The organism is Streptomyces sp. NPDC005181 (assembly GCF_040608395.1).
GTDB lineage: Bacteria > Actinomycetota > Actinomycetes > Streptomycetales > Streptomycetaceae > Streptomyces.
Genome location: NZ_JBEXID010000009.1, coordinates 104,873 through 131,809, shown reverse-complemented (window position 1 = coordinate 131,809; position 26,937 = coordinate 104,873). Strand labels below are relative to the sequence as shown.

At 70.5% G+C, this 26,937-nt stretch carries 25 protein-coding genes and 2 pseudogenes; 10 read left to right on the top strand and 17 right to left on the bottom strand.

Features of this window, described 5'->3' with window-relative positions; translation table 11 throughout:
* Nucleotides 1–2: 2 nt before the first annotated feature.
* Entirely contained in the window at nucleotides 3–542 is a 540-nt protein-coding gene (gene purE, locus ABZV38_RS09480; protein WP_356326178.1) for a 5-(carboxyamino)imidazole ribonucleotide mutase, read from the bottom strand.
* On the bottom strand, nucleotides 539–1,678 hold the full coding sequence (locus ABZV38_RS09475; protein ID WP_356326177.1) for a 5-(carboxyamino)imidazole ribonucleotide synthase: 1,140 nt from the start codon (nucleotides 1,676–1,678) through the stop codon (nucleotides 539–541). The genes purE and ABZV38_RS09475 overlap by 4 nt, the downstream gene beginning before the upstream one ends.
* Nucleotides 1,679–1,868: 190 nt before the next feature.
* On the opposite strand from ABZV38_RS09475, the gene ABZV38_RS09470 reads away from it, so the two are divergent.
* Nucleotides 1,869–2,369, top strand: coding sequence for a GtrA family protein (locus ABZV38_RS09470; RefSeq protein WP_356326175.1), 501 nt, complete (start codon nucleotides 1,869–1,871; stop codon nucleotides 2,367–2,369).
* A gap of 97 nt (nucleotides 2,370–2,466) precedes the next feature.
* Here the strand turns inward: ABZV38_RS09470 and ABZV38_RS09465 are convergent, their stop codons facing one another.
* Together ABZV38_RS09465 and ABZV38_RS09460 are read right to left on the bottom strand one after the other, a co-directional pair.
* Nucleotides 2,467–3,732: an ATP-binding protein gene (locus tag ABZV38_RS09465; protein WP_356326174.1), complete on the bottom strand. Its 1,266-nt coding sequence runs from the start codon at nucleotides 3,730–3,732 to the stop codon at nucleotides 2,467–2,469.
* A 15-nt stretch (nucleotides 3,733–3,747) separates the two neighbouring features.
* The gene (locus tag ABZV38_RS09460; protein ID WP_356326173.1) at nucleotides 3,748–4,425 is read right to left on the bottom strand and encodes a response regulator transcription factor; all 678 of its coding nucleotides are present in this window, start codon (nucleotides 4,423–4,425) and stop codon (nucleotides 3,748–3,750) included.
* A gap of 490 nt (nucleotides 4,426–4,915) precedes the next feature.
* Here ABZV38_RS09460 and ABZV38_RS09455 point away from each other — a divergent pair, with 490 nt between their 5' ends.
* Nucleotides 4,916–6,406: an oligopeptide:H+ symporter gene (locus ABZV38_RS09455; RefSeq protein WP_356326172.1), complete on the top strand. Its 1,491-nt coding sequence runs from the start codon at nucleotides 4,916–4,918 to the stop codon at nucleotides 6,404–6,406.
* 99 nt (nucleotides 6,407–6,505) lie between these two features.
* On the opposite strand, the gene ABZV38_RS09450 is transcribed toward ABZV38_RS09455, so the two are convergent.
* From ABZV38_RS09450 to ABZV38_RS09425, 6 genes are all read right to left on the bottom strand, one after another.
* A complete protein-coding gene (locus ABZV38_RS09450; protein WP_356326224.1) occupies nucleotides 6,506–7,876 on the bottom strand; it encodes a hypothetical protein in 1,371 nt (456 codons plus the stop codon).
* Between the two features lie 14 nt (nucleotides 7,877–7,890).
* Entirely contained in the window at nucleotides 7,891–8,970 is a 1,080-nt protein-coding gene (locus ABZV38_RS09445; RefSeq protein ID WP_356326223.1) for a hypothetical protein, read from the bottom strand.
* A 77-nt stretch (nucleotides 8,971–9,047) separates the two neighbouring features.
* A complete protein-coding gene (locus tag ABZV38_RS09440) occupies nucleotides 9,048–9,983 on the bottom strand; it encodes a hypothetical protein (RefSeq protein ID WP_356326222.1) in 936 nt (311 codons plus the stop codon).
* Nucleotides 9,984–10,147: 164 nt separating this feature from the next.
* Complete coding sequence (locus ABZV38_RS09435; protein ID WP_356326171.1) at nucleotides 10,148–10,813, bottom strand: peptidase; 666 nt, start codon at nucleotides 10,811–10,813, stop codon at nucleotides 10,148–10,150.
* 187 nt (nucleotides 10,814–11,000) lie between these two features.
* Complete coding sequence (locus tag ABZV38_RS09430; RefSeq protein WP_356326170.1) at nucleotides 11,001–11,504, bottom strand: ATP-binding protein; 504 nt, start codon at nucleotides 11,502–11,504, stop codon at nucleotides 11,001–11,003.
* Nucleotides 11,505–11,743: 239 nt separating this feature from the next.
* Complete coding sequence (locus tag ABZV38_RS09425) at nucleotides 11,744–12,112, bottom strand: STAS domain-containing protein (RefSeq protein ID WP_356326169.1); 369 nt, start codon at nucleotides 12,110–12,112, stop codon at nucleotides 11,744–11,746.
* Between the two features lie 305 nt (nucleotides 12,113–12,417).
* Between ABZV38_RS09425 and ABZV38_RS09420 the strand changes: the two genes are divergently transcribed.
* On the top strand, nucleotides 12,418–13,374 hold the full coding sequence (locus tag ABZV38_RS09420; RefSeq protein WP_356326221.1) for an RNA polymerase sigma factor SigF: 957 nt from the start codon (nucleotides 12,418–12,420) through the stop codon (nucleotides 13,372–13,374).
* A 110-nt stretch (nucleotides 13,375–13,484) separates the two neighbouring features.
* Here ABZV38_RS09420 and hutI read toward each other — a convergent pair whose 3' ends face one another.
* The 4 genes from hutI to hutU form a co-directional block, all read right to left on the bottom strand.
* Nucleotides 13,485–14,657 carry an imidazolonepropionase gene (hutI, locus tag ABZV38_RS09415; RefSeq protein ID WP_356326168.1) on the bottom strand — a complete coding sequence of 391 codons (1,173 nt, stop codon included), beginning with the start codon at nucleotides 14,655–14,657 and terminating at the stop codon, nucleotides 13,485–13,487.
* Between the two features lie 32 nt (nucleotides 14,658–14,689).
* Complete coding sequence (locus ABZV38_RS09410) at nucleotides 14,690–16,075, bottom strand: formimidoylglutamate deiminase (protein WP_356326167.1); 1,386 nt, start codon at nucleotides 16,073–16,075, stop codon at nucleotides 14,690–14,692.
* Complete coding sequence (locus ABZV38_RS09405; RefSeq protein ID WP_356326166.1) at nucleotides 16,066–17,280, bottom strand: allantoate amidohydrolase; 1,215 nt, start codon at nucleotides 17,278–17,280, stop codon at nucleotides 16,066–16,068. Before ABZV38_RS09405 ends, ABZV38_RS09410 begins: the two co-directional genes overlap by 10 nt.
* A gap of 143 nt (nucleotides 17,281–17,423) precedes the next feature.
* Nucleotides 17,424–19,085: a urocanate hydratase gene (gene hutU / locus ABZV38_RS09400; RefSeq protein ID WP_352265590.1), complete on the bottom strand. Its 1,662-nt coding sequence runs from the start codon at nucleotides 19,083–19,085 to the stop codon at nucleotides 17,424–17,426.
* A 266-nt stretch (nucleotides 19,086–19,351) separates the two neighbouring features.
* Between hutU and ABZV38_RS09395 the strand changes: the two genes are divergently transcribed.
* The 4 genes from ABZV38_RS09395 (at nucleotide 19,352) to ABZV38_RS09380 (ending at nucleotide 21,584) form a co-directional block, all read left to right on the top strand.
* Nucleotides 19,352–19,780, top strand: a complete 429-nt coding sequence (locus ABZV38_RS09395; protein ID WP_356326165.1) for a hypothetical protein — start codon at nucleotides 19,352–19,354, stop codon at nucleotides 19,778–19,780.
* Between the two features lie 101 nt (nucleotides 19,781–19,881).
* Nucleotides 19,882–20,625, top strand: a complete 744-nt coding sequence (locus ABZV38_RS09390) for a helix-turn-helix domain-containing protein (RefSeq protein WP_356326220.1) — start codon at nucleotides 19,882–19,884, stop codon at nucleotides 20,623–20,625.
* 38 nt (nucleotides 20,626–20,663) lie between these two features.
* Nucleotides 20,664–21,131, top strand: a complete 468-nt coding sequence (locus ABZV38_RS09385) for a roadblock/LC7 domain-containing protein (RefSeq protein ID WP_356326164.1) — start codon at nucleotides 20,664–20,666, stop codon at nucleotides 21,129–21,131.
* A 78-nt stretch (nucleotides 21,132–21,209) separates the two neighbouring features.
* Complete coding sequence (locus tag ABZV38_RS09380; RefSeq protein WP_356326162.1) at nucleotides 21,210–21,584, top strand: hypothetical protein; 375 nt, start codon at nucleotides 21,210–21,212, stop codon at nucleotides 21,582–21,584.
* 16 nt (nucleotides 21,585–21,600) lie between these two features.
* Here the strand turns inward: ABZV38_RS09380 and ABZV38_RS09375 are convergent.
* The 3 genes and pseudogenes from ABZV38_RS09375 to ABZV38_RS09365 all read right to left on the bottom strand — a co-directional run.
* Nucleotides 21,601–21,837 (bottom strand): annotated as a pseudogene (locus ABZV38_RS09375) (hypothetical protein); the annotation flags it as partial.
* A 75-nt stretch (nucleotides 21,838–21,912) separates the two neighbouring features.
* Nucleotides 21,913–22,767: a MurR/RpiR family transcriptional regulator gene (locus ABZV38_RS09370; RefSeq protein WP_356326161.1), complete on the bottom strand. Its 855-nt coding sequence runs from the start codon at nucleotides 22,765–22,767 to the stop codon at nucleotides 21,913–21,915.
* Complete coding sequence (locus ABZV38_RS09365) at nucleotides 22,764–24,341, bottom strand: aromatic amino acid ammonia-lyase (RefSeq protein WP_356326219.1); 1,578 nt, start codon at nucleotides 24,339–24,341, stop codon at nucleotides 22,764–22,766. The genes ABZV38_RS09370 and ABZV38_RS09365 overlap by 4 nt, the downstream gene beginning before the upstream one ends.
* A gap of 156 nt (nucleotides 24,342–24,497) precedes the next feature.
* Between ABZV38_RS09365 and ABZV38_RS09360 the strand changes: the two are divergent.
* The 3 genes and pseudogenes from ABZV38_RS09360 to ABZV38_RS09350 all read left to right on the top strand — a co-directional run bounded on the left by ABZV38_RS09360 (nucleotide 24,498) and on the right by ABZV38_RS09350 (nucleotide 26,934).
* Nucleotides 24,498–25,627: pseudogene (locus tag ABZV38_RS09360) on the top strand (ABC transporter ATP-binding protein).
* Complete coding sequence (locus ABZV38_RS09355; RefSeq protein ID WP_356326160.1) at nucleotides 25,624–26,268, top strand: ABC transporter permease; 645 nt, start codon at nucleotides 25,624–25,626, stop codon at nucleotides 26,266–26,268. Before ABZV38_RS09360 ends, ABZV38_RS09355 begins: the two are co-directional and overlap by 4 nt.
* 3 nt (nucleotides 26,269–26,271) lie before the next feature.
* Complete coding sequence (locus ABZV38_RS09350; protein WP_356326159.1) at nucleotides 26,272–26,934, top strand: ABC transporter permease; 663 nt, start codon at nucleotides 26,272–26,274, stop codon at nucleotides 26,932–26,934.
* Nucleotides 26,935–26,937: the final 3 nt, after the last annotated feature.

Here is a 26,937-nt window from a genome sequence, read left to right as displayed (position 1 = left end):
CGTTACTTGCCGAAGCCGAAGGAGTCGCTGCCCTCGACCTTGCTGCGCAGCCGCTTGCCCTTCTCGGTCGCCTGGTCGTTCAGCTCCTGCTGGAACTCCCGCATGCGGGCCAGCAGCTCGCTGTCGTGGGCTGCGAGGATGCGCGCGGCGAGCAGACCCGCGTTGCGCGCACCGCCGACCGACACGGTCGCGACGGGCACACCGGCCGGCATCTGCACGATGGACAGCAGGCTGTCCATGCCGTCCAGGTACTTCAGCGGAACCGGGACGCCGATGACGGGCAGCGGGGTGACCGACGCGAGCATGCCGGGCAGGTGTGCTGCGCCGCCCGCGCCCGCGATGATCGCCTTGAGGCCGCGGTCGGCCGCGTTCTCCCCGTACGCGATCATTTCGCGCGGCATGCGGTGGGCGGAGACGACGTCGACCTCGTAGGGGATCTCGAACTCGTCGAGCGCCTTGGCCGCTGCTTCCATGACGGGCCAGTCGGAGTCCGAGCCCATGACGATGCCGACGAGGGGCGCGGCGGAGGCGGGGGCAGTCATTCGGTGATCGTTCCTCGCAGGTAGTCGGCCGCGTGCCGGGCGCGCTCCCGCACGTCCGCCAGGTCGTCGCCGTAGGTGTTGACGTGTCCGACCTTGCGGCCGGGCTTCACGTCCTTCCCGTACATGTGGATCTTGAGCTGCGGGTCGCGGGCCATGCAGTGCAGATACGCCTGGTACATGTCCGGGTAGTCGCCGCCGAGGACGTTGGACATCACCGTCCAGGTGGCGCGCGGGCGCGGGTCGCCGAGCGGCAGGTCGAGGACGGCCCGGACGTGGTTGGCGAACTGCGAGGTGATCGCGCCGTCCTGGGTCCAGTGCCCGGAGTTGTGCGGGCGCATCGCGAGTTCGTTGACGAGGATGCGGCCGTCGCCGGTCTCGAAGAGTTCGACGGCGAGGTGGCCGACGACGCCGAGCTCGGCGGCGACCCGGAGGGCCAGCTGCTGGGCTTCGCCGGCGAGCTTCTCACTCAGCTCGGGGGCCGGGGCGATGACCGTGTCACAGACCCCGTCGACCTGGATCGACTCGACGACCGGGTAGGCGACGGCCTGGCCGTGCGGCGAGCGGACGATGTTGGCCGCCAGCTCCCGTACGAAGTCGACCTTCTCCTCGGCGAGGACCGGGACACCGGCCCGGAACGGGTCGGCCGCGTCCGCCTCGGAGCGGACCACCCAGACGCCCTTGCCGTCGTAGCCGCCGCGGACCGTCTTCAGGATGACGGGGAAGCCGCCGACCTCGGCCGCGAACGCCGCGGCGTCGGCCGGGTCCGTCACGATGCGGTGGCGGGGACAGGGCACGCCGATCTCCGAGAGCTTGGCGCGCATCACCCCCTTGTCCTGGGCGTGCACCAGCGCGTCGGGTCCGGGGCGCACGGGGATGCCGTCCGCCTCCAGGGCCCGCAGGTGCTCGGTCGGGACGTGCTCGTGATCGAAGGTGATCACGTCACAGCCGCGCGCGAAGGCGCGCAGCGTCTCCAGGTCGCGATAGTCGCCGACGACGACTTCGCTCACCACCTGGGCCGCCGAGTCCTGAGGGGTGTCGCTGAGGAGCTTGAATCTGATGCCGAGGGGGATACCCGCCTCGTGGGTCATACGGGCGAGCTGACCGCCGCCGACCATGCCGACTACCGGGAACGTCACTCCTCCAGGGTATCCGGCGTCCCGGGGACCACCCGACGATGCCCCGGTGGGCGGTCCCGTGACATTCCCCGTCACAGGGTTCCGCGTCATAGGCCGGCCACACCTGGCCCCGCGCTCACAGGCATCCCACAGGGGTGCTGGTTAGCATGACTGGGTTGACCGAATCCACGGACGGGGCTGAGCGATCACCATGAGCGAACGGGGCGCACTGCGAACCCGGCTGGATCGGCTGGCCCGGGAGGTCGCCAAATTCGGCGCCGTCGGCGCGCTGGGTCTGCTGGTCAATATCGCGGTCTTCAATCTGCTGCGGCACACCACGGACCTTCAGGTGGTGCGGGCCAGCCTGCTGGCGACGTTCATCGCCATCCTCTTCAACTACGTGGGCTTCCGCTACTGGACGTACCGGGACCGTGACAAGACCGGCCGGACCCGGGAACTGATGCTGTTCCTGCTGTTCAGCGCGGCGGGAGCGGTGATCGAGAACGGTGTGCTGTACGCGGCGACGTACAGGTTCGAGTGGAACACCCCGGTCCAGAGCAACGTGTTCAAGATCCTCGGGATCGGCATCGCGACGCTGTTCCGGTTCTGGTCCTACCGGAGCTGGGTGTTCAAGGCGCTGCCTGCCAAAGAGGGTGTAGGCGTGGTGGCGCAGGGGCGGACGCCGGTGCCGGCTGAGCCGGTACGGCGGTGAGGCACCGGAGTCGTCCGGTGGCCGCTTCGCCCTCAACCGCCGGGCGGGCTTGATTGCGCCTGCCGTCTCAACAAGCACGGCTCCGAGCCCGCTCGGTTCAGCGCACCGGGCGCTCCGGTTCCTTGCGGGGGATGGGCACGCGGCTCAGGAACAGGGCGAAGACCGCCGGCTGCTGCTGGAGCAGCTCCAGGCGGCCGCCGTCCGCCTCGGCCAGGTCACGGGCCACCGCCAGGCCGATCCCCGTGGAGTTGCGGCCGCTGATCGTCCGCTCGAAGATCCGGGCGCCCAGGTCGGGCGGGACCCCGGGGCCCTCGTCCGTCACCTCGATGACCGCCTGGTTGCCGGTGACCCGGGTGCGCAGCGCCACCGTGCCGCCGCCGTGCATCAGTGAGTTCTCGATCAGCGCGGCCAGCACCTGGGCGACCGCACCCGGGGTGCCGACGGCCCGCAGACCCTGCTTGCCCGAGCGGACGATGGCGCGGCCCTCGCCGCGGTAGGCCGGACGCCACTCCTCGATCTGCTGCTTGACGACCTCGTCGAGGTCGAAGACCACCGCGGAGCCGGTGCGCGGGTCGCGGGCGTTGGTCAGCAGCCGTTCCACCACGTCGGTGAGGCGCTCGACCTGGGTGAGGGCGATGTTCGCCTCTTCCTTCACCGTGTCCGGGTCGTCGGTGACGGAGATCTCCTCGATCCGCATGGAGAGCGCGGTCAGCGGTGTGCGGAGCTGATGGGAGGCGTCGGCGGCGAGCCGGCGTTCCGCGGTCAGCATCCGCGCGATCCGCTCGGCGGAGGAGTCGAGGACGTCGGCGACCCGGTCCAGTTCAGGCACCCCGTACCGCTTGTGACGCGGTCGCGGGTCGCCGGAGCCCAGGCGTTCCGCCGTCTCGGCGAGGTCGGTGAGCGGCGAGGCCAGTTTGTTGGCCTGGCGTACGGCGAGGAGCACCGCGGAGACGATCGCGAGGAGCGCCACCGCGCCGATGATCATCAGAGTGCGGCCGACCTCGCGGGTGACGGCCGAGCTGGACTCCTCGACGGTGACCTTCTCGCCCTGCTCCCCCGACGCCGTACTGCTGATCACTCTGCCGGTGGGACGCGTGCCCACCTCGAGGGGGGCGCGGCCGGGGATCCTGACGAGCGCGTACCGGTTGTCGTCGACCTGTTCGGCCAGCACCCGGGGGTTGATCCGCTCGGCCCCGAGCAGCCGGCTCTCGACGACGCTGATCAGTCGCAGCGCCTCGGAATCGACGCTCTCCTGGGCACTGTTGCTGATGGTGCGGGTCTCGACGATGACGAGGGAGACGCCGAAGACGGCGATCACCACGAGCACCACGGCCAGCGTGGAGTTGATCAGTCGGCGTCGCATGACTGTTCCTGTACGTCAGCTCTTCTCGAAGCGGAAGCCGACGCCCCGGACGGTCGCGATGTAGCGCGGGTTCGCGGCGTCGTCGCCGAGCTTCTTGCGGAGCCAGGAGATGTGCATGTCGAGGGTCTTCGTCGACGACCACCAGGTGGTGTCCCAGACCTCGCGCATCAGCTGGTCACGGGTGACGACCCGGCCCGCGTCGCGGACCAGGACCCGCAGCAGGTCGAACTCCTTCGCGGTGAGCTGGAGTTCCTCGTCGCCCATCCAGGCCCGGTGCGACTCGACGTCGATCCGCACGCCGTGTGTGGCGGGCTGCGCGGCGGGCTCCGTGGCGCCGCGCCGGAGCAGCGCCCGGACCCGGGCGAGGAGCTCGGCCAGGCGGAACGGCTTGGTGACGTAGTCGTCGGCTCCGGCGTCCAGCCCGACGACGGTGTCCACCTCGTCGGCGCGGGCGGTGAGCACCAGGATCGGCACGGTGTGGCCGTCGGCGCGGAGCCTTCGGGCTACTTCGAGGCCGTCCATCCCGGGCAGGCCCAGGTCGAGCACGACCAGGTCGATGCCGCCCTGAAGGCCGGCGTCGAGAGCGGTCGGACCGTCTTCGCGGACTTCGACCTCGTAACCCTCCCGACGCAGGGCACGAGCCAGCGGCTCCGAGATGGATGCGTCGTCCTCGGCGAGCAGTACACGGGTCATGGAGTGATGGTAGTCCGCATGAGGCGGCTGCCGTGAGGTGATCGACAAGGCCTGCGGGTTCGCGGCCTGGACCGAGGCACACCTTCGAATATGCGAGTCTAGTTGCATCCGCCCCTGTGATTCATCTCTCAAGTCCTTCCATATCCGTCACTGTCATGCCGTATGGTGACTCAACGCCTGTTGCACTACTCAAGGACCTTTGGGCTGCTTTAAGCGCCAAGGGTCTCTTTTGTATGCGGGCTGGCACTCGCCAGTCCTCGTTTCAGTGAATGACCTGTGGCCGGGCCCGGAGCGCAAGACGTGCGCCGGGCGTGGATCCCGATGCGGTCGGTCCCCCGACTCCGGCATCGACTCCGTACTCCCGTACGGAGTCCGGAGCGAATCCCCTCTCAGGCGTGAGGGGTGGGCGCAGCCACATCGGTGCCGGCCTCCCCCCACCGGGCGCGTCACGCTCATAAGGCGCCGCGTCCCGAGCAAGCAAGGATCGACCATGGCGTCCAGCCTGACGAAGGATTCCGCCAGCACGCCTGGCGCCGAGAAGACCTTCTTCGGCCACCCCCGCGGCCTGGCCACTCTCTTCCTGACCGAGATGTGGGAGCGCTTCAGCTACTACGGCATGAGGGCCCTGCTCCCCCTCTACTTGATCGCCCCCAACGGGCTTCACATGAACCCGGCCACGGCCACGGCGATCTACTCGGTCTATGTGTCGCTGGTGTACCTGCTCGCCCTGCCCGGTGGCTGGTTCGGCGACCGCGTCTGGGGCCCCCGTAAGACCGTCGCCGTCGCCGGTGTGGTCATCATGATCGGCCACCTGGCGCTGGCGCTGCCCTCGCAGGGCACGTTCTTCGCGGGTCTCGGCCTGGTGGCCATCGGCTCCGGTCTGCTGAAGTCCAACATCTCGACGATGGTCGGCCACCTCTACGACGGCCCGGACGACCCGCGCCGCGACGGTGGCTTCACGATCTTCTACATGGGCATCAACGCAGGTGCCTTCGCCGCGCCGCTGGTCATCGGCACCGTCGGTGAGAACGTGAACTGGCACCTGGGCTTCGCGCTCGCCGCGGCCGGTATGGCGCTGGGTCTCGTCCAGTTCCTGCTGGGCACTCGCCACCTGAACGAGCGCAGCCTCGTCGTCCCGAAGCCGCTGTCCGCCGCCGAGCGCGCGAGCACGCTGCGCAAGGGCATGATCTGGATGGCCATCGCCGCGGTCTTCTACATCGTCACGGTCGTCACCGGCGTCTACACACTCAACTGGATCCTCGTCCCGATCACCGTCGCGGGCCTGGTCATTCCGGTGCTGGTCCTGACGCGCATCAAGCGCGACAAGGAGCTCAGCGCCGCCGAACAGTCGAAGATGTCCGGCTACATCTGGTTCTTCGTCGCCGCCGCCATCTTCTGGATGATCTACGACCAGGGCGGTTCGACCCTGGCGATCTTCGCCGACTCCTCGGCCGACAACAGCGTCCTCGGGTGGGACTTCCCGGTCTCCTGGTACCAGTCGGTCAACCCGGTCCTGATCATGGCGCTGGCCCCGGTCTTCGCCGCCTTCTGGCTGGCGCTGAACCGGCGAGGCAAGGAGCCGAGCACGATTGTGAAGTTCAGCTCCGGCCTGGTGCTGATCGGTGCGTCGTTCTTCCTCTTCCTGATGCCGCTGACGATCGCCGCCGACGGCCACAAGGCCGCCGCCATGTGGCTGGTCGCGATCTACTTCGTCCAGACGGTCGCCGAGCTGACGCTGTCCCCTGTGGGTCTCTCCGTCACCACGAAGATGGCTCCGGCCAAGTACGCCAGCCAGATGATGGGTGTCTGGTTCCTCGCCGTCACCGCCGGTGACTGCACGACGGGTCTGCTCTCCATCGCGGGTGTCGACCTCAACGGCACCGGTGTGGTCGCTCTGCAGGCCGCCCTCGCGGTGGCCGCGGGTGTGGCGATCTTCATGTACCGCAACAAGGTCAAGCAGCTCATGGGCGATGTGCACTGATGCGCTGACGCGCTGACGCACCGATCGCTCGTACGAAGGGCCGTCGCACCGGTTGACCGGTGCGACGGCCCTTCGCGTTGTCCCGGTACGGAGCTCAGCTCACCGGGTGCCGCGCAGCCTGCGCCACGGGGTGAACGTGAACACGGCGCCGCCCAGCAGGATCGCCGTACCGGCCACCAGGCCGAGTGCGCGCAGGGTGCCGTTGTCCTCGGCGCCGGTGGCGGCCAGTCCGCCGCCCGAGTCCGTACCGCCACCGCTCGTGGCGCCTCCTGTGTCCGAGCCGCCGACGGCCCCGCCGGGCTGGGACGACGTGTCCAGCTCCAGGGAGACCGCGACATCGGCGGGCGGGGTGCAGGTCGTCGTCGTGCCGAGCGCCATCACGGTCAGTACGCCCGGGCTGAGGGTGGACTTGCCGCTTGCGCCCGGCTTGTACGTACCCGTGAGATCGGGAATCTCGATCGGATCACCGGACTTGATGGGCTCCTTGTTGGTCGGGCCCTCGACATGGACCGTGCCCTTGTCGGCTCCGCCGAGCTTGATCTCCATCGAGGGCTTCACCGAATCGGCCGGGATGTCCGCGGGGCTGTCCATGACCGACTTGCTGAACTTCACCGTGAGGTCGAAGCTGCCGCCGTTCTTCTTCGCGTTGATCTTCACCGGAGAGGTGGCGTTCTTGTCACCGATCGGCGTCTTGCAGGCGTACGCGACGGACACCTCCTTGCCCTCGAAATCGGTCTGACCGCCGCCGCCACCGCTCGACCCGGTGGTGGTGCCGCCGGAGTCCGTGCCTCCGGTGTCCGTACCACCGGCCGTCGTGCCCGCCGTGGTCCCGCCGTCGGTCGTCGTGCCGCCCGCGGTGGTGGTGCCGGTGGTGGTGGTGCCGGTGGTCGTGCCACCCGCTGTCGTGCCGGTCGTCGTGCCCCCCGCTGTCGTACCGCCGCCACCGTCCGTGACCTTGATCGTCGCGCCCGGCTGCACGGCCTCCTTCGGGGAGCACTTGGTGTCGGTGGAGATCGGCTTGGAGACGTTGATGTTGTACGCGTCCGGCGTCAGCGTGATGTCACCGGCCTTCTCCAGCTTCAGCGTGCCCTTCATGTCGGGCAGCACCATGGGGCTGTTCTTGGGGATCGGCGGGTTCTGCCGGGGCCCTTCCATCGACAGGTCGCCACTGGCCGCGCCGCCCACCTTGATCGTGCCGGTCGGCTTGACCGTGTCCTTCTCCAGGTCGAGGACGTCGGGGTTGCTGGAGGCGGCCTCGACCGTCTTCCACACCACCTCGACGGTGTCCCCGACCTTCGCCTCGGCGGGCGCGGTCAGCTGCACCTTGGTGGTGCCCTGCACGGGCGGCAGCCCGGAGATGGACGGCGGAATGCACTCCGTCCTGTACGAGACGTCGGCGGCCTGGGCCGGGCTCGCGGCCAGCAGGATCCCCGCGCCGCCGAGCATCAGCGCGACACCGGCCGCGCTCATCCTCCGTTGGGTGCTCACGAATGTCCCTTCGTCATGGGTCTGTTCTCTGACGGTGCGGATTCCGGTGTGAACCACGGCAGCGCGGCCGTGGTGGCCGCGCCCGCAGCGGACGCGGTGCGCCCTGCCCGGTGCTCTGTCGCGGGGTTCACAGGGGTGGTGCCCGGTGCCCGGCGCAGCTTCGGGAGCTTCGCGGTCACGTCGGTGAGCTGCGGGTGGCGGTGGCGTCCGGCCCGGAGCGAGGCGTGCGGGGTGCGGGGCCGGACCTTGTCGACGATCGCCATGCCGATCCGGAACACGGCGGCCGGTACGACGACGCAGAGCAGGATCCAGAAGAGGGTGACGCCCCACGGACGGCCCACCCCCCACGGCTGTTCGGCCAGCACCTTCGTCCCGTACCGCAGGGAGATCTGGTAGTCGCCGTGCGCGCCCGCCGTCAGTTCGACCGGGAGTCTGATCTGTGCCTTGCGGCCGGGCGCGATGGTGCCGCGCCACTGCTGTTCCTCCCACTGCGGGGCGAAGACGCCGTGCGCCGTGCCGACCTGGAAGACCGGGTCCTCGACGGGTGCCGTGCCGAGGTTGCCGACGGTGAGGACGAGCCTCCGTGCGGGCGGTGCGCCGAACCAGGTGAGGATCCCGCTGTCGCCCTCCAGCCGGGTCGTGGCGAGCACGGCGAGCTTCCCGCCGTCGGTCTGCTTCGGCAGCGGGGCGACCGGATGGCCCGCGACGACGAACACGGCGTCGGCGGTGTCCTGTTCCCCGGTGACCGTCGCGACATGCACCACGCACGGGCACGGCTCGGGCGGCTCGGCGACGGGCATCTTCTTGCTGAAAGCGCCCTTGGCATCCGTGGTGACGGCGCGTCCGTCGGCGTTGGAGCAGGAGTTGGTGCCGCCGATGACGCCCCTGCCGGGTGCGGACTGCCCGCAGATCAGCATCATCAGCAAGGTGCCGGGCCGCCAGCCGGTGCCCTTGACGGTGATCTCACCGCCCTTGCCGGCCTGCTGTTTCGAGAGGGTGACCGCGGGCTGACCGTCCGCCGCGCGGGCACCGGGTGCGGGCAGGAGCAGCAGGGCGGGCAACAGGGCGACGAGCAGTGCGGCGGCCCATCGGTGGCTGCCGCGCCGGAGGAATGCCGCTCCGGTCCGTCGCCCCACGTGTCCGGTCTGTCGTTTCACGTGTCCGCTCCCGCCTTCACCAAGTGCCTTTCGTCCGACATGGGTCGAGATACCGGGCCGGCTCCGTCCGGCGGCCGCCGATGTCTGCGCCGTAGCCGGTACGCGTACGCGCCCGCGGCGGCCGCGGCCAGGGCCGGCAGTACGCCGCCGGTGACCGGCGCCCAGGGGACGAGGACCACCGAACCCGTCGCCTCGCTGTGCGCGCCGCCCCCTGCGGTGACCCGCAGCCGGACGGTGACGGAGTCGAGGACGGGGACGTCCCGCCACGGCTCGGAGAGCTTCACCCGCTGTCCGGGCAGGAGCTCCACCGGCAGGGTCCGGGCCTCGCGCCGCAGCAGCGTGCCGAACACCCCGTCCGCGCTGAGGGCGAGGCGCGGGGCGAGGACCGCGTTGCCCCGGTTGACGAGGGTGTAGTGAATGGTCCGGCCGGACACGCTGACGTCCTCGACGGTCAGGGCGGCCAGGCTCGGCCCGCTGACCCTCAGGTGGACGCGTACGCCGACCGAACGGCCGGCGCTCTCGGCGACGATCGCGCCGGGGTGATCGCCCGGTGGCACACTCGTCGGCACGGTGACGGAGATCGGCACTTCGGCACGCGTACGGGCGGGCACGGTCACCCGGTCCGCCGCGAGCCGCAGCCAGGCGCCGGTCCCGGTGGAGCCCTTCGATCCGCGTACGGCGAAGTCACCGTCCCCGGTGTTGTACGCGTCGGCCCCGCGCAGCCGCACCGTGACCGGGGTGGGGCCCGGGTTGGTGACGGCGAGCCGGTCCTGCAGGACGGTGCCGGGCACGCCCTCCAGGTAGAAGTACGGTCTGCCGCCGTCGTCGCCGGCCCGGGTCCCGGCGCCGCTCGCGGCGGGCCGAGCCGTCCAGTCCGTGGCATGGTCCGCCCGGTCTGCGGCCGCCGCCGGGGTCATGACGAAGGCGCACATCAGGACGGCGAGGAAGGCTCGGGTGACGGGACCGGTCAACGGCGGCATGGGCGGGGCTCCCTGGTGCGTACAGAGCTGGTGCGTACCGAGCCGGCGCGTACGTACGGTGCGCCGAGGGGGCTGTGGCGGTGGTGGCCATGGGGTGTGGCGGTGGCGCGGCGAGCTCAGCCCGTGGCCCGCTGCCCTCGCCGGGTCAGCCACAGCACTCCGGCGGCACCGGTCAGCAGCACCGTGCCGCCGAGCGTCCCGAGCACCGTCGCGGAGTCGAGCGGACCGGTCTTCGGCAGCTGACCGCCCTCGTCCGACGTGTTCTGCACGCCGCCCGCCGCCGTCACATCGAGCTCCAGCGACGGCTTGGGGCTGTTGCCCGGGGTGCAGGTCGTGGTCGTGCCGAGAGCCTTGATGGTGAGCACCCCCGGGGTGAAGGTGACCTTGCCGCTCTTCTTCGGGGTGTACGTACCCGTCAAGTCACTGATCTTGATGGGGGTATTGGCCGGGACCGCCGCGGCGTTCGCCGGTCCGGAGACCTGCACCTGGCCCGATTCGGCGCCGCCCAGCCGGATCACCGCGCTGGGCTTCATGGCGCCCTTGCCCAGTTCGACGGGGCTGGACGAGACGCCCTTCTGGAAGGACATCGTGAGCGTGTAACCGTTGCCGCTCTTGACGCCCTTGATGTCGATGGGCGATACGGCGCTCTTGTCCCCGATCGGGGTCTTGCACTGATAGTCGACGTCCACGACCGTGGCGTGTGCGGCGGGCGCGGCCAGCAGCACCACCGAGCCGGCCAGCGCGGACGCCAGGGCGAGAGCTGTTCGCTTCGGGTACGACACCTCGAGTTCCCCTCATGCCGGTGGTCGCCGCACGCCGCATCACATCGACGCAAGTTACTGACGACACATCAGATTGGGCGCTCAAGGTACGCCTGAGGCCTTGTGGAGGGAAGACAAAGAGCGCGCCGATCCGGCGCGCTCTTCGGGGATGCAAAGTCAGGGGTACGGAGTCGGGGCGGGCCCGTGACTACGCCGGGGCGGCCAGCTCCGCCCAGACGGTCTTGCCGGGTTCGCCCGGCACCCGCAGAACCCCCCAGTCGAGGCAGAGCCGCTGGACGATGAACATGCCGTGCCCGCCGGGCCGGCCTGCACGGTGCGGGGTGCGGGGTGCGGGCTGTCCCGCACCGCCGTCGAGAACCTCCACCCGCAGCACCTTCGAGGTGCAGCCGATGCGCAGCTCCTCGGGTCCTTCCGCGTGCAGGCAGGCGTTGGTGACCAGCTCGGAGACGACCAGCAGGACATCCTCGGCAGCCGCGCGGCGGTCGGCGCTCGACGCGGGCAGCCAGCCCCAGTCATGGAGCGCCTGGCGGGCGAAATCGCGGGCCGTCGGCACAATGCCGCTGACCTGCCGCAGCGGCAGCGTGCGCCACTGTCGGTCGACCGGCTCGGCGGAGGGTGCGTCGGCGCCGTCGCCCGCGCCCTCCGGCTCGCGGCCGAGATCGCCCGGCTGATGCTGCCGGGTGGTGCTCATCAGCGCTTCACCTCACCGATTCACCATGTCGCCATTGAACAGATACAGATACGGGAACTGCTGCGGGTCCCGGCACAGGTTTCGATACAGGTACCGACCGAATACAGAGTGTGCAGGACGTCCGGGGCTCGCCGGGGAATCTTCTGCCCGGCCGAATCGTGACAACACCCACTTCGTCTACGCGGATCGCGTGACTCGGGCAACACTCGCGGCGCCCGATGCCGTGAACCGCGTCACGATCAGGTGTCCAGGGCCTCTTCCAAGGAGTCGTGGACGGTGAAGACCGCCTCGGCCCCGGTGATCTCGAAGACCCTCGCCACCACCGGCAGCATTCCGGCCAAATGGACCCCTCCTCCGGCCGCCTCCGCCTTGAGGCGGGCACCGAGCAGCACGTTGAGCCCGGTGGAATCACAGAATTCGAGTCGCGAACAGTCGACCACCAGGCGCACCCGTCCTTGCTCGACCGCACTCTCCAAGGGTTCGCGGAGCAGATCGGCGGTGTGGTGGTCCAGCTCACCCACCGGCGTCACGACCTCACTGCGTCCCTCGGTCCGGACCTCGACCTCAAGTCGACCCCGGTTCGCACTGCCGACCGTCTGGCGGTCCATGCCCGTCCCTCTTCACCGTTCGCCATTGCCTGCGTCACCGCACGCGTCACTGACTGTCACTGCACGTGCGGTTGCGTGTGTAGCTGTCGCTGACGTTCATAAAACAGTACGCGTTCCGTACGCCACGCGGTAGCCGAAGACCTCAACAAACCGGGCATTTATCACCAATTGGAAGTTGTAACTCGTCGTCCGAACCGGGTAAGGGTAGGAGGACACCGAAACACGGCCGGCTTTGGAGGCGCCGCTTCACCGCAGGAACACGTATGGGCATCGGCAGCCATATGCCGAGAACGATGGAGGAGACCATGTCACCCCGGCTCGACGAACCGCGTACCCACAGCGCAACGTCAGCATGTCCTCAGGGACTGACCGAATCAGACTCCCCTGCAGCGGTGGCCGTACCCGGCCCGCGCAGCAGCACCCGCAACACCGGTAAGACCAGCAGCACCGGCGACGGTCTCGATGGACTTCCCGAGATCCCGCCGTACTCCGAAGTGGTTCCGCTGGACGCCAGAGCGCTGTCGAAGACGCTCTTCGCGCGGCTCGAATCCCTCGAAGAGGGCACCCATGAGCACGCGTACGTGCGCAACACGCTCGTCGAACTCAACCTGGCTCTGGTCAAGTTCGCCGCCTCCCGGTTCCGCTCCCGCAGCGAACCGATGGAGGACATCATCCAGGTCGGCACGATCGGCCTGATCAAGGCGATCGACCGGTTCGAGCTCAGCAGGGGCGTCGAGTTCCCCACCTTCGCGATGCCGACCGTCATCGGCGAGATCAAGAGGTTCTTCCGCGACACCAGTTGGTCCGTGCGCGTCCCGCGCCGGCTGCAGGAGTTGCGGCTCGACCTGGCCAAGGCAGGCGACGAACTCGCCCAGCAGCTGGACCGGGCGCCCACCGTGGGCGAGCTCGCCGACCGCCTCGGGGTCACCGACGACGAGGTCGTCGAGGGCATGGCCGCGAGCAACGCGTACACCGCGAGCTCGCTCGACGCCAAGCCCATGGAGGACGACACCGAGGGCGCGCTGGCCGACCGGATCGGCTACGAGGACCACGGACTCACCGGCATTGAGTACATCGAGTCCCTGAAGCCGCTGATCGCCGCGCTGCCCGGCCGCGACCGGAAGATCCTCTCGCTCCGCTTCGTCGCCAACATGACGCAGTCGGAGATCGGTGAGGAACTCGGCATCTCCCAGATGCATGTCTCGCGGCTGCTCTCCCGGACGCTGGCCAAGCTCAGGAAGGGCCTGACGCTGGAGGAGTGATTCCCCGGCACGTCCCGCGCCCCCGCGCGACCTCATGCGGAAGGACCTGACCCGGCAACGGGCAGGTCCTTCCGCATGGTTGACGCAGGGTCGGTGCGCCGTTGACGCAATCAGAGCGTGCGTACGCCGCGCTGCCAGACCGCTTGGACCAGCGGGACACCCGGCCGGTAGGCGAGGTGGACATGACTGGGGGCGTCGAGGAGGACCAGGTCTGCGCGGGCGCCGGGGGCGATGCGGCCGATGTCCGTACGGCGCAGGGCCGCGGCGCCGCCCGCGGTGGCGGACCAGAGGGCCTCGTCGGGGGTCATGCCCATGTCGCGTACGGCGAGGGCGATGCAGAACGGCATCGAGGAGGTGAACGACGAGCCCGGGTTGCAGTCCGTGGAGAGCGCGACGGTGGCTCCCGCGTCGAGGATGCGGCGGGCGTCGGGCCAGTCGGCACGGGTGGAGAACTCGGCGCCGGGGAGAAGCGTGGCGACGGTATTGCCCTGGGCGAGGGCGTCGACGTCCGCGTCGGTCAGGTGGGTGCAGTGGTCGGCGGACGCGGCGTCGAGCTCGACGGCGAGCTGGACACCGGGGCCGTAGCTGAGCTGGTTGGCATGGACGCGGGGGTGGAGGCCCCTGGCCATGCCGGCGGTCAGGATCGCGCGGGCCTGGTCGCCGTCGAACGCGCCCTTCTCGCAGAAGACGTCGACCCAACGGGCGTACGGGGCACAGGCGTCGAGCATCGGTCCGGTCACCAGGTCGACGTACCCGGCAGGATCGTCGGCGTAGTCGGGGGACACGACGTGGGCGCCGAGGTAGGTGACCTCGTCGGTGTGGCGGGCGGCGATACGCAGGGCGCGGGCCTCGTCCTCGACGGTGAGCCCGTAGCCGGACTTGGTCTCGAACGTGGTGGTGCCCTGGCGGAGCGCCTCGCCGAGATAGCGGGCGACGTTGGCGGAGAGCTCGTCGTCGGTGGCGGCGCGGGTGGCGGCGACCGTGGTCCTGATGCCGCCCGCGGTGTAGGGGCGGCCGGACATCCGGGCGTTGAACTCCTGGGTGCGGTCGCCCGCGAAGAGGAGATGGGAGTGGGAGTCGACGAACCCCGGGATCACCGCGCGGCCGTTCGCGTCGACGGCGTTGTCAGTGGCCGGTGCTTTGCTTGACTCACCGGTCCAGACGACGCGGTCGCCCTCGATGACGACGGCCGCGTCCAGGATCAGGCCCAGGGGGGAATTGTCACCGAGGGAGGGGTCGTTGGTGACCAGACTGGCGATGTTGGTGATGGCGGTCGTCGTCATCGGGGGGCTGCTCTCCTTGCGAGGGTGCGGCGTCAGCCGTGCAGGGCGGCGATGGCCGAGGCGAGTGCTGCGGGTACGTCTTCGACGCGTGCGTGCTGCCCGTCGCGGACGATGTGCCGCCCTGCTACGACCGTATGGCGTACATCAGCGGCGGAGGCGGCGAATACGGCTGCTTCGGCTGCCAGCCGGGGCGCCGGCCCCGCTGTTCTGACGGAGTCCAGGGCGACGGTGGTGAAGTCGGCGAAGGCGCCCGGTTCGAGGGTGCCCGCGTCGGGACGGCCGAGTGCGGCGTGTCCGTCGGCGGTGGCGGCGCGCAGCAGTGCGGCCACGGTCCAGTGACCGCGGGTTTGGGTGCGCAGCCGCTCGTTGAGCTCCATCGCGCGGGCCTCCTCGAAGAGGTCGATCACGGCGTGGCTGTCGCTGCCCAGGGAGAGCGGCGAGCCCGCGCGCTGAAGGGCTACGGCGGGGCCGATGCCGTCGGCGAGGTCGCGTTCGGTGGTGGGGCACATGCAGGTGCCGGTGGCCGAGGAGCCGAGCAGCGTGATGTCCTCGCCGCTGAGGTGGGTGTTGTGGATGCCGGTGGTGCGCGGGCCGAGGACCCCGTGGTCGGCGAGGAGCCGGGTGGGGGAGCAGCCGTGGGCAGCCTGGCAGGCCTCGTTCTCCGCGACCTGCTCGGAGAGGTGGACATGGAGGGGGGCCTGCCGTCCCTCGGCCCATGCGGCCACGGTGGCGAGCTGCCCGGCGGGCACGGCGCGCACGGAGTGGACGGCCGCACCGATCAGGGCGTGGTCGGTGTCCTTGAGGAGGGAAGCGCGTTCGGCCCAGGCCTCGGCTGTGGTGTCGGAGAACCGCAGCTGGTGCCGGTTGGGCGGCTGGTACTGCCCGGCCCGCTGCCCGAAGCCGGCGGCGAGATAGGCGGTGTCCAGCAGGGTGATCCGGATACCGGCCGCGTCGGCGGCGGCGATCAGGGCCTCGCCCATCGCGTTCGGGTTGTTGTACGGGGCTCCGCCCGGCGCGTGGTGCAGATAGTGGAACTCACCGACGGCCGTGATACCGGCCAGCGCCATCTCGGCGTACACGGCGCGGGCGAGGTCGTAGTACGTCTCGGGGGTGAGCCGGGACGAGACCTGGTACATGAGCTCGCGCCAGGTCCAGAAAGTGCCGGAGCCGACCTGGACGGTGGAGCGCAGGGCGCGGTGGAAGGCGTGCGAGTGGGTGTTGGCGAGACCGGGAAGGGTGAGCCCGCGCAGCACGGTGGCGCCCGGCGGCGGGGCGTCGACGCCGGTGCGCACTCCGGCGATCCGCCCGTCGGCGACGTCCAGGGTGACGCCCGGCTCGACATGGGTGCCGAGCCAGGCGTGGGACAGCCAGAACGTCGCGGTGTCGTGCTTTCCCGCCGGTGTCGTTGTCAGCTGCACGCGAGACCTTCCAGTACATCGGCGAGTGCGATCACACCGGCCGCGCAGTCGTCCTCGGCGGCGTGTTCGGCCGGCGAGTGCGAGATCCCGGTGGGGTTCCGTACGAACAGCATGGCGGTAGGAACCGAAGCGGACAAAATACCCGCATCGTGCCCGGCGCCGGTGCCGAGGACGGGCACAGTGCGGCCCGTGTCCTGGCCGCCCCTGCCCGTCAGGATCTTGCCGAGTTCATCGCGCAGGGCGTGCTGGAACTCCACGACGGGAGTGAAGGACTCCCGTACGACATCGAGATCGATGCCTGCACGCTCGGCGTGTTCCCGGGCGGCGCGCTCGATGCCGGTGACGACGGCGTCGAGGGTCTCCTGGTCGGCGGCGCGCGAGTCGAGCCAGCCGCGGACGAGGGAGGGGATGGCGTTGACCCCGTTCGGCTCCACAGCGATCTTGCCGAAGGTGGCGAGGGCGCCGGTGAGCTGCGCCTCGCGACGGGCAGCCAGCACGGTCTCGGCGTACGTGAGCATCGGGTCGCGCCGGTCCACGAGCCGGGTGGTGCCCGCGTGGTTGGCCTCGCCCCGGAAGTCGAACCGCCAGCGGCCGTGCGGCCAGATGGCGGAGGCGATACCGACCGGGTCGCCGGTGAGGTCGAGGGAGCGCCCCTGTTCGACGTGGAGCTCGACGAACGCACCGATCCGGGCCAGCCGTTCGGGGTCCGGACCGATGGCATCGGGGTCGTAGCCGGCGGCCTCCATGGCCTGCGGCAGTGTGATGCCGTCGCCGTCGCGGAGCTGGTGCGCCTTCTCGACGGTCAACTGTCCGGCGGCGAGCCGGGATCCGACACACGCGAGCCCGAACCGGGCCCCTTCTTCGTCACCGAAATTGGTGATGGCGAACGGCCGGGTGAACTCCGCTCCCCTGCGGCGGAGTTCATCGAGCGCGGCGAAGGAGGAGACCACACCGAGCGGCCCGTCGAAGGCGCCGCCGTCGGGCACGGAGTCGAGGTGCGACCCGGTGACGACGGCGTCGTCACCGAGCGGATCCCCGAGCCAGGCCCACTGGTTCCCGTTCCGGTCCACCTCGTACACGAGCCCACGGGCTTCGGCCTGCGCCCGGAACCAGACACGGCAGTCACCATCGGCAGCGGTCCAGGCGTAGCGGCGGTAGCCGCCGCTCTCGGGGTGCCGCCCCATGGGGGCGAGCTCCTTCCACATGCTCTGGAAGGAGACCTGTCGGCCTTCGTTCCGCGGGGCGGGGGAGGCGTCTCCCCCGCCTCCAGAGCCATGGCGTAGGTCGGGCGCAGGCGCACCCGCGCCCGACAACGAACCCCCCACCGAGCCGACCGCGCCGGGCATCGTCACTGCCCGCCCTCAGTCATCGGCACCCGCACGCCCTTGTCCGCGGCGACGGACTCCGCAATGTCGTAGCCGGCATCGACATGCCGGATGACGCCCATGCCCGGGTCGTTCGTCAGCACCCGGCGGATCTTCTCGCCCGCCAGCTTCGTACCGTCGGCCACGGTCACCTGCCCCGCGTGGATGGAGCGTCCCATCCCGACGCCGCCGCCGTGGTGGATGGAGACCCAGGAGGCGCCGGACGCCACGTTGACCATGGCGTTCAGCAGCGGCCAGTCCGCAATCGCGTCGGACCCGTCGAGCATCGCCTCGGTCTCGCGGTACGGGGACGCCACCGACCCGCAGTCCAGGTGGTCGCGGCCGATCGCGAGCGGTGCGGCCAGCTCACCGCTGGCCACCATGTCGTTGAACCGCTCACCGGCGCGGTCGCGCTCGCCGTAGCCGAGCCAGCAGATCCGGGCGGGCAGCCCCTGGAAGTGGACGCGCTCACCGGCCATCTTGATCCACCGGTGCAGCGACTCGTTCTCAGGGAAGAGTTCGAGCATCGCCTTGTCGGTCTTGTGGATGTCCGACGCCTCGCCGGACAGCGCGGCCCAGCGGAACGGGCCCTTGCCTTCGCAGAACAGCGGCCGGATGTACGCGGGGACGAACCCGGGGAAGTCGAATGCCCGGTCGTAGCCCGCGAGCCGGGCCTCGCCACGGATCGAGTTTCCGTAGTCGAAGACCTCGGCACCGGCGTCCATGAAGCCGACCATCGCCTCGACGTGCTTGGCCATCGCCTCGCGCGCCCGCTGCGTGAAGTCGGCGGGCTTCTCGGCGGCGTACGAGGCCATGTCGTCGAAGTCGACGCCGATCGGGAGGTACGCGAGCGGGTCGTGCGCACTGGTCTGGTCGGTGACGATGTCGATCGGGGCGCCCTCGGCGAGCATCCGGGGCAGCAGCTCCGCCGCGTTGCCGAGCAGCCCGATGGAGAGCGGCTTGCGCGCGTCGCGCGCCTCGACGGCGAGCTGGAGTGCGTGCTCCAGGGAGTCGGCGCGCACATCCAGGTAGCGGTGCTCGATGCGGCGCTCGATGGCCCGCGGGTCGCAGTCGATACAGATCGCGACGCCGTCGTTCATGGTGACCGCGAGCGGCTGGGCGCCGCCCATGCCGCCGAGTCCGGCGGTCAGGGTGATCGTCCCGGCCAGCGTCCCGTTGAACTTCTTCGCGGCGACGGCGGCGAACGTCTCGTACGTGCCCTGCAGGATGCCCTGCGTGCCGATGTAGATCCACGACCCGGCCGTCATCTGGCCGTACATGGTGAGTCCGAGCGCCTCCAGGCGGCGGAACTCCTCCCAGTTCGCCCAGTCGCCGACCAGGTTGGAGTTGGCGATCAGGACGCGCGGCGCCCACTCGTGGGTCTGCATGACGCCGACCGGCCGCCCGGACTGGACGAGCATCGTCTCGTCCTGCTTGAGCGTCTGCAGCGTGCGCACCATCGCGTCGAACGAGCGCCAGTCGCGGGCCGCCTTGCCCGTGCCGCCGTAGACGACGAGCTTGTCGGGGTGCTCGGCGACCTCGGGGTCGAGGTTGTTCTGCAGCATGCGGAGGGCGGCTTCCTGCTGCCATCCCAGGGCGCTCAGTTCCGTACCGCGCGGTGCCCGTACGGGGCGGGGTCCTGACATGGCAATGCCTCCTCGCGTCTGTGATGCTTCTATTCACATCCTGTCGCTCTGAATACTTATAGTCAACAGGCGCGCCCGAAAGAGCTGCCCGAAAGACGGGGAGCGGCACCGAACAGGGACAGAACACGACAGGGGCGACAGCGGGTCCGACCGTTTCCGACCACCTTCCGCATGTACCAATGGAAAATGCCAGAACTCCCACCTGGGGCGAACACGTTGCGTAGCCTCGGGGTCACAGACGCAAGTCCGGTCGGGAGGGAGTCCGCGTGCCCGGAATCGACGAGTGCCTGCTCGAAGTCATGAGGCTGCCCGGTGCCCGCGGCGCCGCGGTGGTCGACTGGACGAGCGGACTCGCCCTAGGCACCATCGGCGACTCACCCAACGGCGATCACGAGGCTACCGCCGCCGAGACGGCCGAGGTGGCGCGCATGGCTGCGGAGCAGCCCGCGTTCGCCCTCTCCGTCCCGGAACCCTCAACAGGCCCGGGAGAGAACGCCGTTACGGGGCCGGGAACGGCGCCACCGGTGGAGGACGTCATCGTCACCACCCCCGCCGGCTACCACATCCTCCGATTCGTCGAGACGGCCTTCGACAGCAGCGTCTTCCTGCATCTGTGGCTCGACCGCTCCGACGGCAACCTGGCGCTCGCCCGGATACGGCTGGGCGAGATGGCGGAGCGGCTGGTCCTGGCATGAGAACCACCACGCCCGGGAGAACACTCCCCGGCAGACTCCCTTCCGAGAGCACCTCACCCGAGAGAACCTCCCCCGTGAGAGCAGCCTCCGCCCTCTCCCCCATGCTCCAGCGCCTCGCCGCCGAGCGTGCCACCGGCGCCCTGATGCGCGATCGCGGCACGCTCTACCTCGCCGACGGCCAGGTCGTGCACGCCGAGAGCCCCGCGACGCCCGGCATCGACATCCTGCTCACCACGAGCGGCACCGTGCATCGCGACGGCTGGTGGGACGCGGTCGCCCAGGCAGGCGCCGGGCAGCGGGTCGGCCGCTACCTCGTGGACAGCGGACGGATACCCGGCGGCGCACTGGAGCTCTGCCACTTAGGGGCGTTGTACGACGCCGCCTTCTTCGCCCTCGCCCCCTCCCGGACCCCGGCCCGGTTCCGTTACGGGGTCTCGCACTGGATCGGTCCCGTGCACCCCGTCCCCGTCGATGCCGTGCAGCGCGAGACGCTCCGGCGCCGGGAGCTGCTGGACCGGATCTGGCCCGACGCGACGACCGACACCGCCCCGCTCGTCCGGGCGGCCCATCCCGTCGACGCCCCCGTCCCGTCGCGCCGACGCCGCGTACTCGACCTGGTGGACGGAGTGCGTACGGCCTCCGACATCGCACAGCACCTGGGCCGCTCGGCGTTCCACATCCTCGTCGACCTGCGGCGGCTCACGGCCGCCGGACTGGTCGAAGCGGTCCGGCAGACGGCGGTCCCGTCCGCCTCCGCGCCCGGCCGGATCACGCTTCCCGAGGTCACGGCCGACCCCGACGTCGCCCTGCTGCGCCGGCTCAGAGACGCATTGGAGGCCCTGTGATACGCGCGCTCAGACAGCGTGCCGGGAGGAGACAACTGATGGTTCCCGAGGCCGAAGTCCAGGACGTCCTGGCCGAACTCCAGCGGCTACGCGCCCGGGTTCCGCTCCTCGCAGGCGCGCTGGCGGCCAGCACCGACGGACTCGTCCTGGCCCAGGACACCCCGGGAGTGGAGGCGGAGGGCGTCGCCGCACTGACCGCGGCCTCGCTCGGCGTCGCGCTCCGGATGGCGGAGGCGACCGGCCGGGGCGGCTTCCGCGAACTGCTCGTACGAGGCGAGAGCGGCTACATCGCCACGTACGCGGCGGGCTCCTCCGCCGTCCTCACGCTCCTGGCCGAGGACCGGATCAACGTCGGCCGGCTCCACCTGGAAGGCCGCCGGGCGAGCACCCGGATCGGCGAACTGGTCGACGCCGCACTGCAACGCACCGCACAGCCCGCGCCCGCGTCGCACGCCCCGCGCCCACGCACCCCGCCCCCCGGCGGCCCCCTCCCGCACCGCACGTAATACCAGTCACATCCGCATCAGGAACGCCAGATAACGGAGCCGGTCACCTCGGCCGGCAAGGAAAGGAAACGAGCACTCATGGCCAACACCGAAGCGTCACTCAAGGAAGCGATGACCTCCATCGAGGGCACCCTCGGTGTCGCACTCGTCGACTACACCAGCGGCATGGCGCTGGGCACCCTCGGCGGCGGCAAGGACTTCAACCTGGACGTCGCGGCCGCGGGCAACACCGATGTCGTACGCGCCAAACTCCGCACCATGGAACACCTCGGCATCAAGGACGAGATCGAGGACATCCTGATCACCCTCGGCGCCCAGTACCACCTGATCCGGCTGCTCAAGGCGCGCGGCACCAACGGTCTCTTCCTCTACCTGGTGCTGGACTCCGCCCGCGCCAACCTGGCGATGGCCCGCCACCAGCTGAAGCGGATCGAGGCCGAACTGGAGGTCTGACCTCCGCAGCACACCCTCAGCGACGCCGCGCCCCACCGGGCGCGGCGTCGCCCGCCACCGGCCCGGTCGTCCGGTACGCCGCGACCTGCTTGCCCGCCGGCCGCCCCTTCTCCACCCAGTCGGTCCGCACCCAGTACAGGACGTCGTCCTTGCGCTCCCGCTGTCCGATCCAAACCGTCTTGAGCCAGAGCCCGGCCCCGGCACCCGCGAGCACCAGCCCACCGGCGCCGGGCAGCAGGAACCCACTGGCGATCCCCTCAGTTCACGGCGTCCGCCATGCAACCCCCGCCCGGCAGGACCCAGCCCATCCCCGGCCCCGGCCCCGCGCTCACTCGGCGAACAGCCCGCGCGCCGCCGCGCGCGCGTCGAACTCCTCCAGCCGCGCCTGTGCGTCGGGCAGGTCGTCGCACATCGCCTCCAGCAGCACCCGCCCCAGCAGCATCGGCGCACACGCGGTGTCGAAGGCGAGCCCGGTGCCGACGGCCCCCGGAATCAGCAGATCGCTGTGTTTGGCAACCGGGGCGAACGCCGAGTCGGCGATCGACACCACGGTCAGCCCCTGTTCCTGGGCGTACGCGAGCGCGTCCACGACCTCCTTCGGGTGGCGCGGCAGCGCGAAGCAGACCAGCGCGCTGGCCCCGGCCCTCCGGGCGGCGTCGATGCGGTCGCGCAGCATGCTGCCGCCCTCGTCGAGTACCCGCACGTCCGGGTGGACCTTGGCGGCGAAGTAGCCGAAGCCACGGGCCTGGGAGGAGGCCGCGCGCAGCCCGAGCACGGGCAGCGGCCGTGATGCGGCGAGCAGCCGGCCCGCCCGCTCGACAGGAGCGGGGTCGGCGAGCAGCTCGGCGAGGTGCTGCAGGTTCTCGATCTCGGCGTGGACGGCCTGCTGGTATTCGTTGTACGTGTCGTCGGCGGCGCCCACCGCTGCCTCACCGGGTCCGGGCGCGACCTCTCGCAGGTGCTTGCGCAGCGCCGGATACCCGTCGAACCCGAGCGCGACGGCGAACCGGGTGACGGACGGCTGGCTGACCCCGGCCAGCTCGGCCAGTTCCACGCTCGACAGGAACGCCACATCGGCAGCCCGCCGGACCATGGAGTGCGCGATGCGCCGCTGGGTGGGCGTGAGCCGGTGCCCCTCGAAGAGCTGCTGCAACCGCGCGGCCGGGCTGCTCCCGCTGCTCATGCTGTCCCCCTTGTACTGGTGAGTCCGGTGTCCGGGCTCGTTCCGGTGAGTCCGGTGTTCCACAGATCCGTGCAGCGGTCGAGCAGCTCCCCGGCCGCCGTCTTCACATCATCGGTGAGCGGCCGGTCCGCGAGGTCCGCGTCGAGCAATGAATCGGCCAGCGAGAAGGCCCGCCCGACCGGCAGATCAGGATCGGGCCGCAGGTCGCGCAGGCGCAATGCCCGTACGGCGGATACGAGTTCGCAGGCGACGACCTGCCGGTAGGCACCGCAGGCGCGCAGTGTCTGACGGGCGGCCAGCGAGGCGAAGCTGGCCTGCTCCTCGACGCCGCGGGAGAGCACCGCGTGCCCGAGCGAGGCGGGCGCGGAGAACGCCCGCAGATCGCCGAGGGCCGCCCCGGCCGCGTACTCCAGGATCATCACGCCCGAGGAAGCGGGCTCGCCGTCCGCGAGGAACGGCCGCAGCCGGGTGAAGGTCGGCTCGTTGAGCGCCGAGAGCCGGGATGTGGAGAGCCGGGCGACCTGGGTGACCGCGAGCCTGAAGTGGTCGAGAGCCAGGGCCAGCTGGGCCATGTAGAAGCCGCCGTGGTGGTAGGCGGCGGGGCTGTCGTTGAGACCGGCGTCCGGGCAGATCAGCGGGTTCTCGGCAGCAGCGTTGATCTCGATGGCGAGAACGCGCTCGAGCGCGTCGGCGGCGTCCTGCGCGGGGCCGTGGATCTGCGGCAGACAGCGGAAGCCGTACGGGTCCTGGATCCGGCCGAGCGGCGGCCCCGGACGGTCGTGGGCGCCGAGCAGCTGCCGCATCCGCGCTGCGACCTGGTACGAGCCGGGGTGCGGACGGGCGGCGTGGACCGGCTCGGCGTACGCCTCGTACGAACCGTCGACCGCGAGCAGCGAGAGTGCGGCAACCGCTTCGGTGGCGGTGACGAGCCGGCGCAGTTCGTCGAGCGCGAGGGCCGCCTGGCCGAGGGTGAGGGCGTTGCTGCTGATCAGGGCGAGGGCGTCGTTGTTGTCGAGCGGCTGGGGCTCAGGGGCGGCGCCGGGCCCCTGCCAGGGGTGCTCCCCGGCGAGCGCGAGGCCGACCTGGGCAAGGGCCGCGATGTCACCGGTACCGACCGAACCGAACTCGTTGACCACCGGATGCGCGCCGGCCTCCAGCGCCTCGCAGAGAGCGACGACGACGGTGGGCCGCAGTCCGGCGCCGCCCGCGAGCAGCTGATTGGCGCGCACGGCGAGCATGGCGCGGACCTCGCGGGCGGGCAGCGGGTCGCCGATGGCCCCGGCGTGGCTGCGCAGCAGGCGCAGCCCGTGACCGGCGGCGGCCTCGGTCGGCACGCCCTCGTTGCGATTGGCGCCGACCCCGGTGGAGCGCCCGTACACCCGCCCGGTCGCGGCGAGCTCGCAGGCGGCTGCCCATGACCGGTCGACGCGCTTCATGGCCTCGACGCCGGGCACGGGCCGGGCGGTGCCACGGGCGATCCGGACGATGTCGGCGACGGGAAGGGTCTGGCCGTCGAGCTCGACGACGGCGACGGCATGGTCCGCGGCCCAGCCACCGAAGGGTGAGGAGTCCATCATGTGGGACGGCATCATGTGCGAACCCTCCTTATTCGGACACCGAGTCTCGCTGCTCGGGCTTCCGTAACCAGTGTTTTACCCCGAAGCATTGACAACCTATTCAGTCAACGAGAACTCTGCATGACTATATGCAGCCGGGGCAAGGGACGATTGATGATCAAATTCGACGCAGTGAACAAGCGCTTCCCGACCGGCACGACAGCGGTTCATGAGCTCAGCCTGACCATGCCGGAGGGCGGTATCACCGTTCTGGTCGGTTCGTCCGGCTGCGGCAAGACCACCACGCTCCGGATGATCAACCGTATGGTCGATCCGAGCTCCGGCACGATCACGCTCGGCGGCCGGAACATCCTCGAAGCGGACGCCGCCGAGCTCCGCCGGGGCATCGGATACGTCATCCAGCAGGCCGGACTCTTTCCGCACCGCACGATCCTCGACAACATCGCCACGGTCCCGCTGCTGCTGGGCCACGGACGCAAGCGCGCCCGGGCCCGTGCGGCCGAGCTGCTGGAGACGGTCGGACTTCCGGCAGACGCCGCCAAGCGGTACCCGCACCAGCTCTCCGGCGGCCAGCAGCAGCGCGTCGGCGTGGCCCGCGCACTCGCTGCCGATCCGCCGGTCCTGCTGATGGACGAGCCGTTCGGCGCGGTCGACCCCGTCGTACGGACCCAGCTCCAGGACGAGCTGCTCCGCCTCCAGCAGGAGCTGAACAAGACCATCGTCTTCGTCACCCATGACATCGACGAGGCGGTACGCCTCGGCGACCGGATCGCCGTCTTCCGCACCGGCGGCCATCTGGTGCAGTGCGCACCGCCCGCCGAACTCCTCGCCCGCCCGGCCGACGACTTCGTCGCCGACTTCCTGGGCGCGAACGCGGCCTGAAGCTGCTCTCGTTGAGCACGCTCGCGGATCTCCCCCGGCAGGCGGCGACGACGGTACGGGCCGACGAACCCGCCCCCGCCGGGCGCGCCGACTGGCAGCTGGTCGTCTCCGCCAAGGGCGAACCCCTCGGCTGGCTCGACCCGGCAGCCACCCCGCCGGGCTCCGCGGGCGACGCCCCGCTCCTCACCGTACGGCCGTTGCGCGACACGGACTCGCTGCTCTCCGCGCTGAACGAGTCGGTCGCCTCTCCGGCCGGCCTGATAGCCCGGGTCGACGACGCGGGCGTACTGACCGGGGTCACCGCGCGCGAGGCCGTCCACGCCCGGGCGGGCGACGCCCACACCGCAGCGATCGCGGCCCCTCGGCCCATGACGGCGCCGGCCGGAAAGGGCAGCGCATGACCATCGACTGGCCGTGGATCTCCGGCCACGCGAGCGACCTCGCCACCCTCACCGTCTCCCACCTCCAGGCCGCCCTGACCGCCGTACTCCTCGGCCTGCTGATCTCGCTCCCGCTGGCCGTCCTTGCCCACCGGGTACGCCCCCTGCGCGGCTTCCTCCTGGGCCTGTCGAACATCCTCTTCACCATCCCGTCCATCGCGGTCTTCGTCCTTCTCCTGCCGGTGTCCGGCCTCACCCGCACCACCACAGTGATCGGCCTGACCGTCTACACACTGGTCGTGCTCCTCCGCAACACCGTCGAGGGCCTGGACTCCGTCCCGGCGCGCACCACGGAAGCCGCCAAAGCGATGGGCACCCGCCCGCTGCGCATCCTGCTCACCGTCGAACTCCCCCTCGCCCTCCCCGTGATCATGGCGGGCGTACGGATCGCCACGGTCATGTCGATCTCGCTGGTCAGCGTGGCCACGTACATCGGCGACGGCGGCCTCGGCCAGCTCTTCACCGACGGGTTCCAGCGCAACTTCCCGACCCCGGTGGTCGTCGGCATCGCCCTGACCCTGCTGCTCGCGCTCGTCGCGGACGCGGCTCTGGTGGCCGTGCAGTACGTGCTCACCCCCTGGAAGCGGAAGCAGAGGGCCTGACCGATGTACGAACTCTTCGCGAACCTCGGCACCTGGCTGACCAGCGCCGAACAGTGGCAGGGCCCGGACGGCATCGCACACCGCCTTGCCGAGCACCTCCAGTACTCGCTCCTCGCCACCTTGATCGCGACGGCGATCGCGCTCCCGATCGGCCTGCTCATCGGCCACACGGGGCGCGGCGCGTTCCTCGCCATCAACCTCTCGTCGTTCGGCCGGGCGCTCCCCACGGTCGGCCTGGTGGTGCTGGTCTTCCTGGCCAGCGGCCTGTCGATGACCCCGGTGTACGTGGCGCTGGTCGCCCTCGCCGTCCCGTCGATCGTCACCAATACCTACGCCGGGATGACCGCCGTCGACCCGGAGGTGAAGGACGCCGCCCGCGGCCAGGGCATGCGCGGCCACCAGATCCTGTGGCAGGTGGAACTCCCCCTCGCGCTCCCCCTGATCATGACCGGCCTGCGCCTCGCCCTGATCCAGGTCGTCGCCACCGCCACAGTCGCCGCGTACGTCAGCTTCGGCGGCCTCGGCCGGTACGTCTTCGACGGCCTGGCCCAGCGCGACCTCGTCCAGGTCCTGGGCGGCGCGGTCCTGGTGGCGGTCGTGGCCGTCGCCCTCGACCTGGCCCTGTCCGGACTGCAGCGCATCCTCTTCCGCCACCGCACCGTCTGAGGA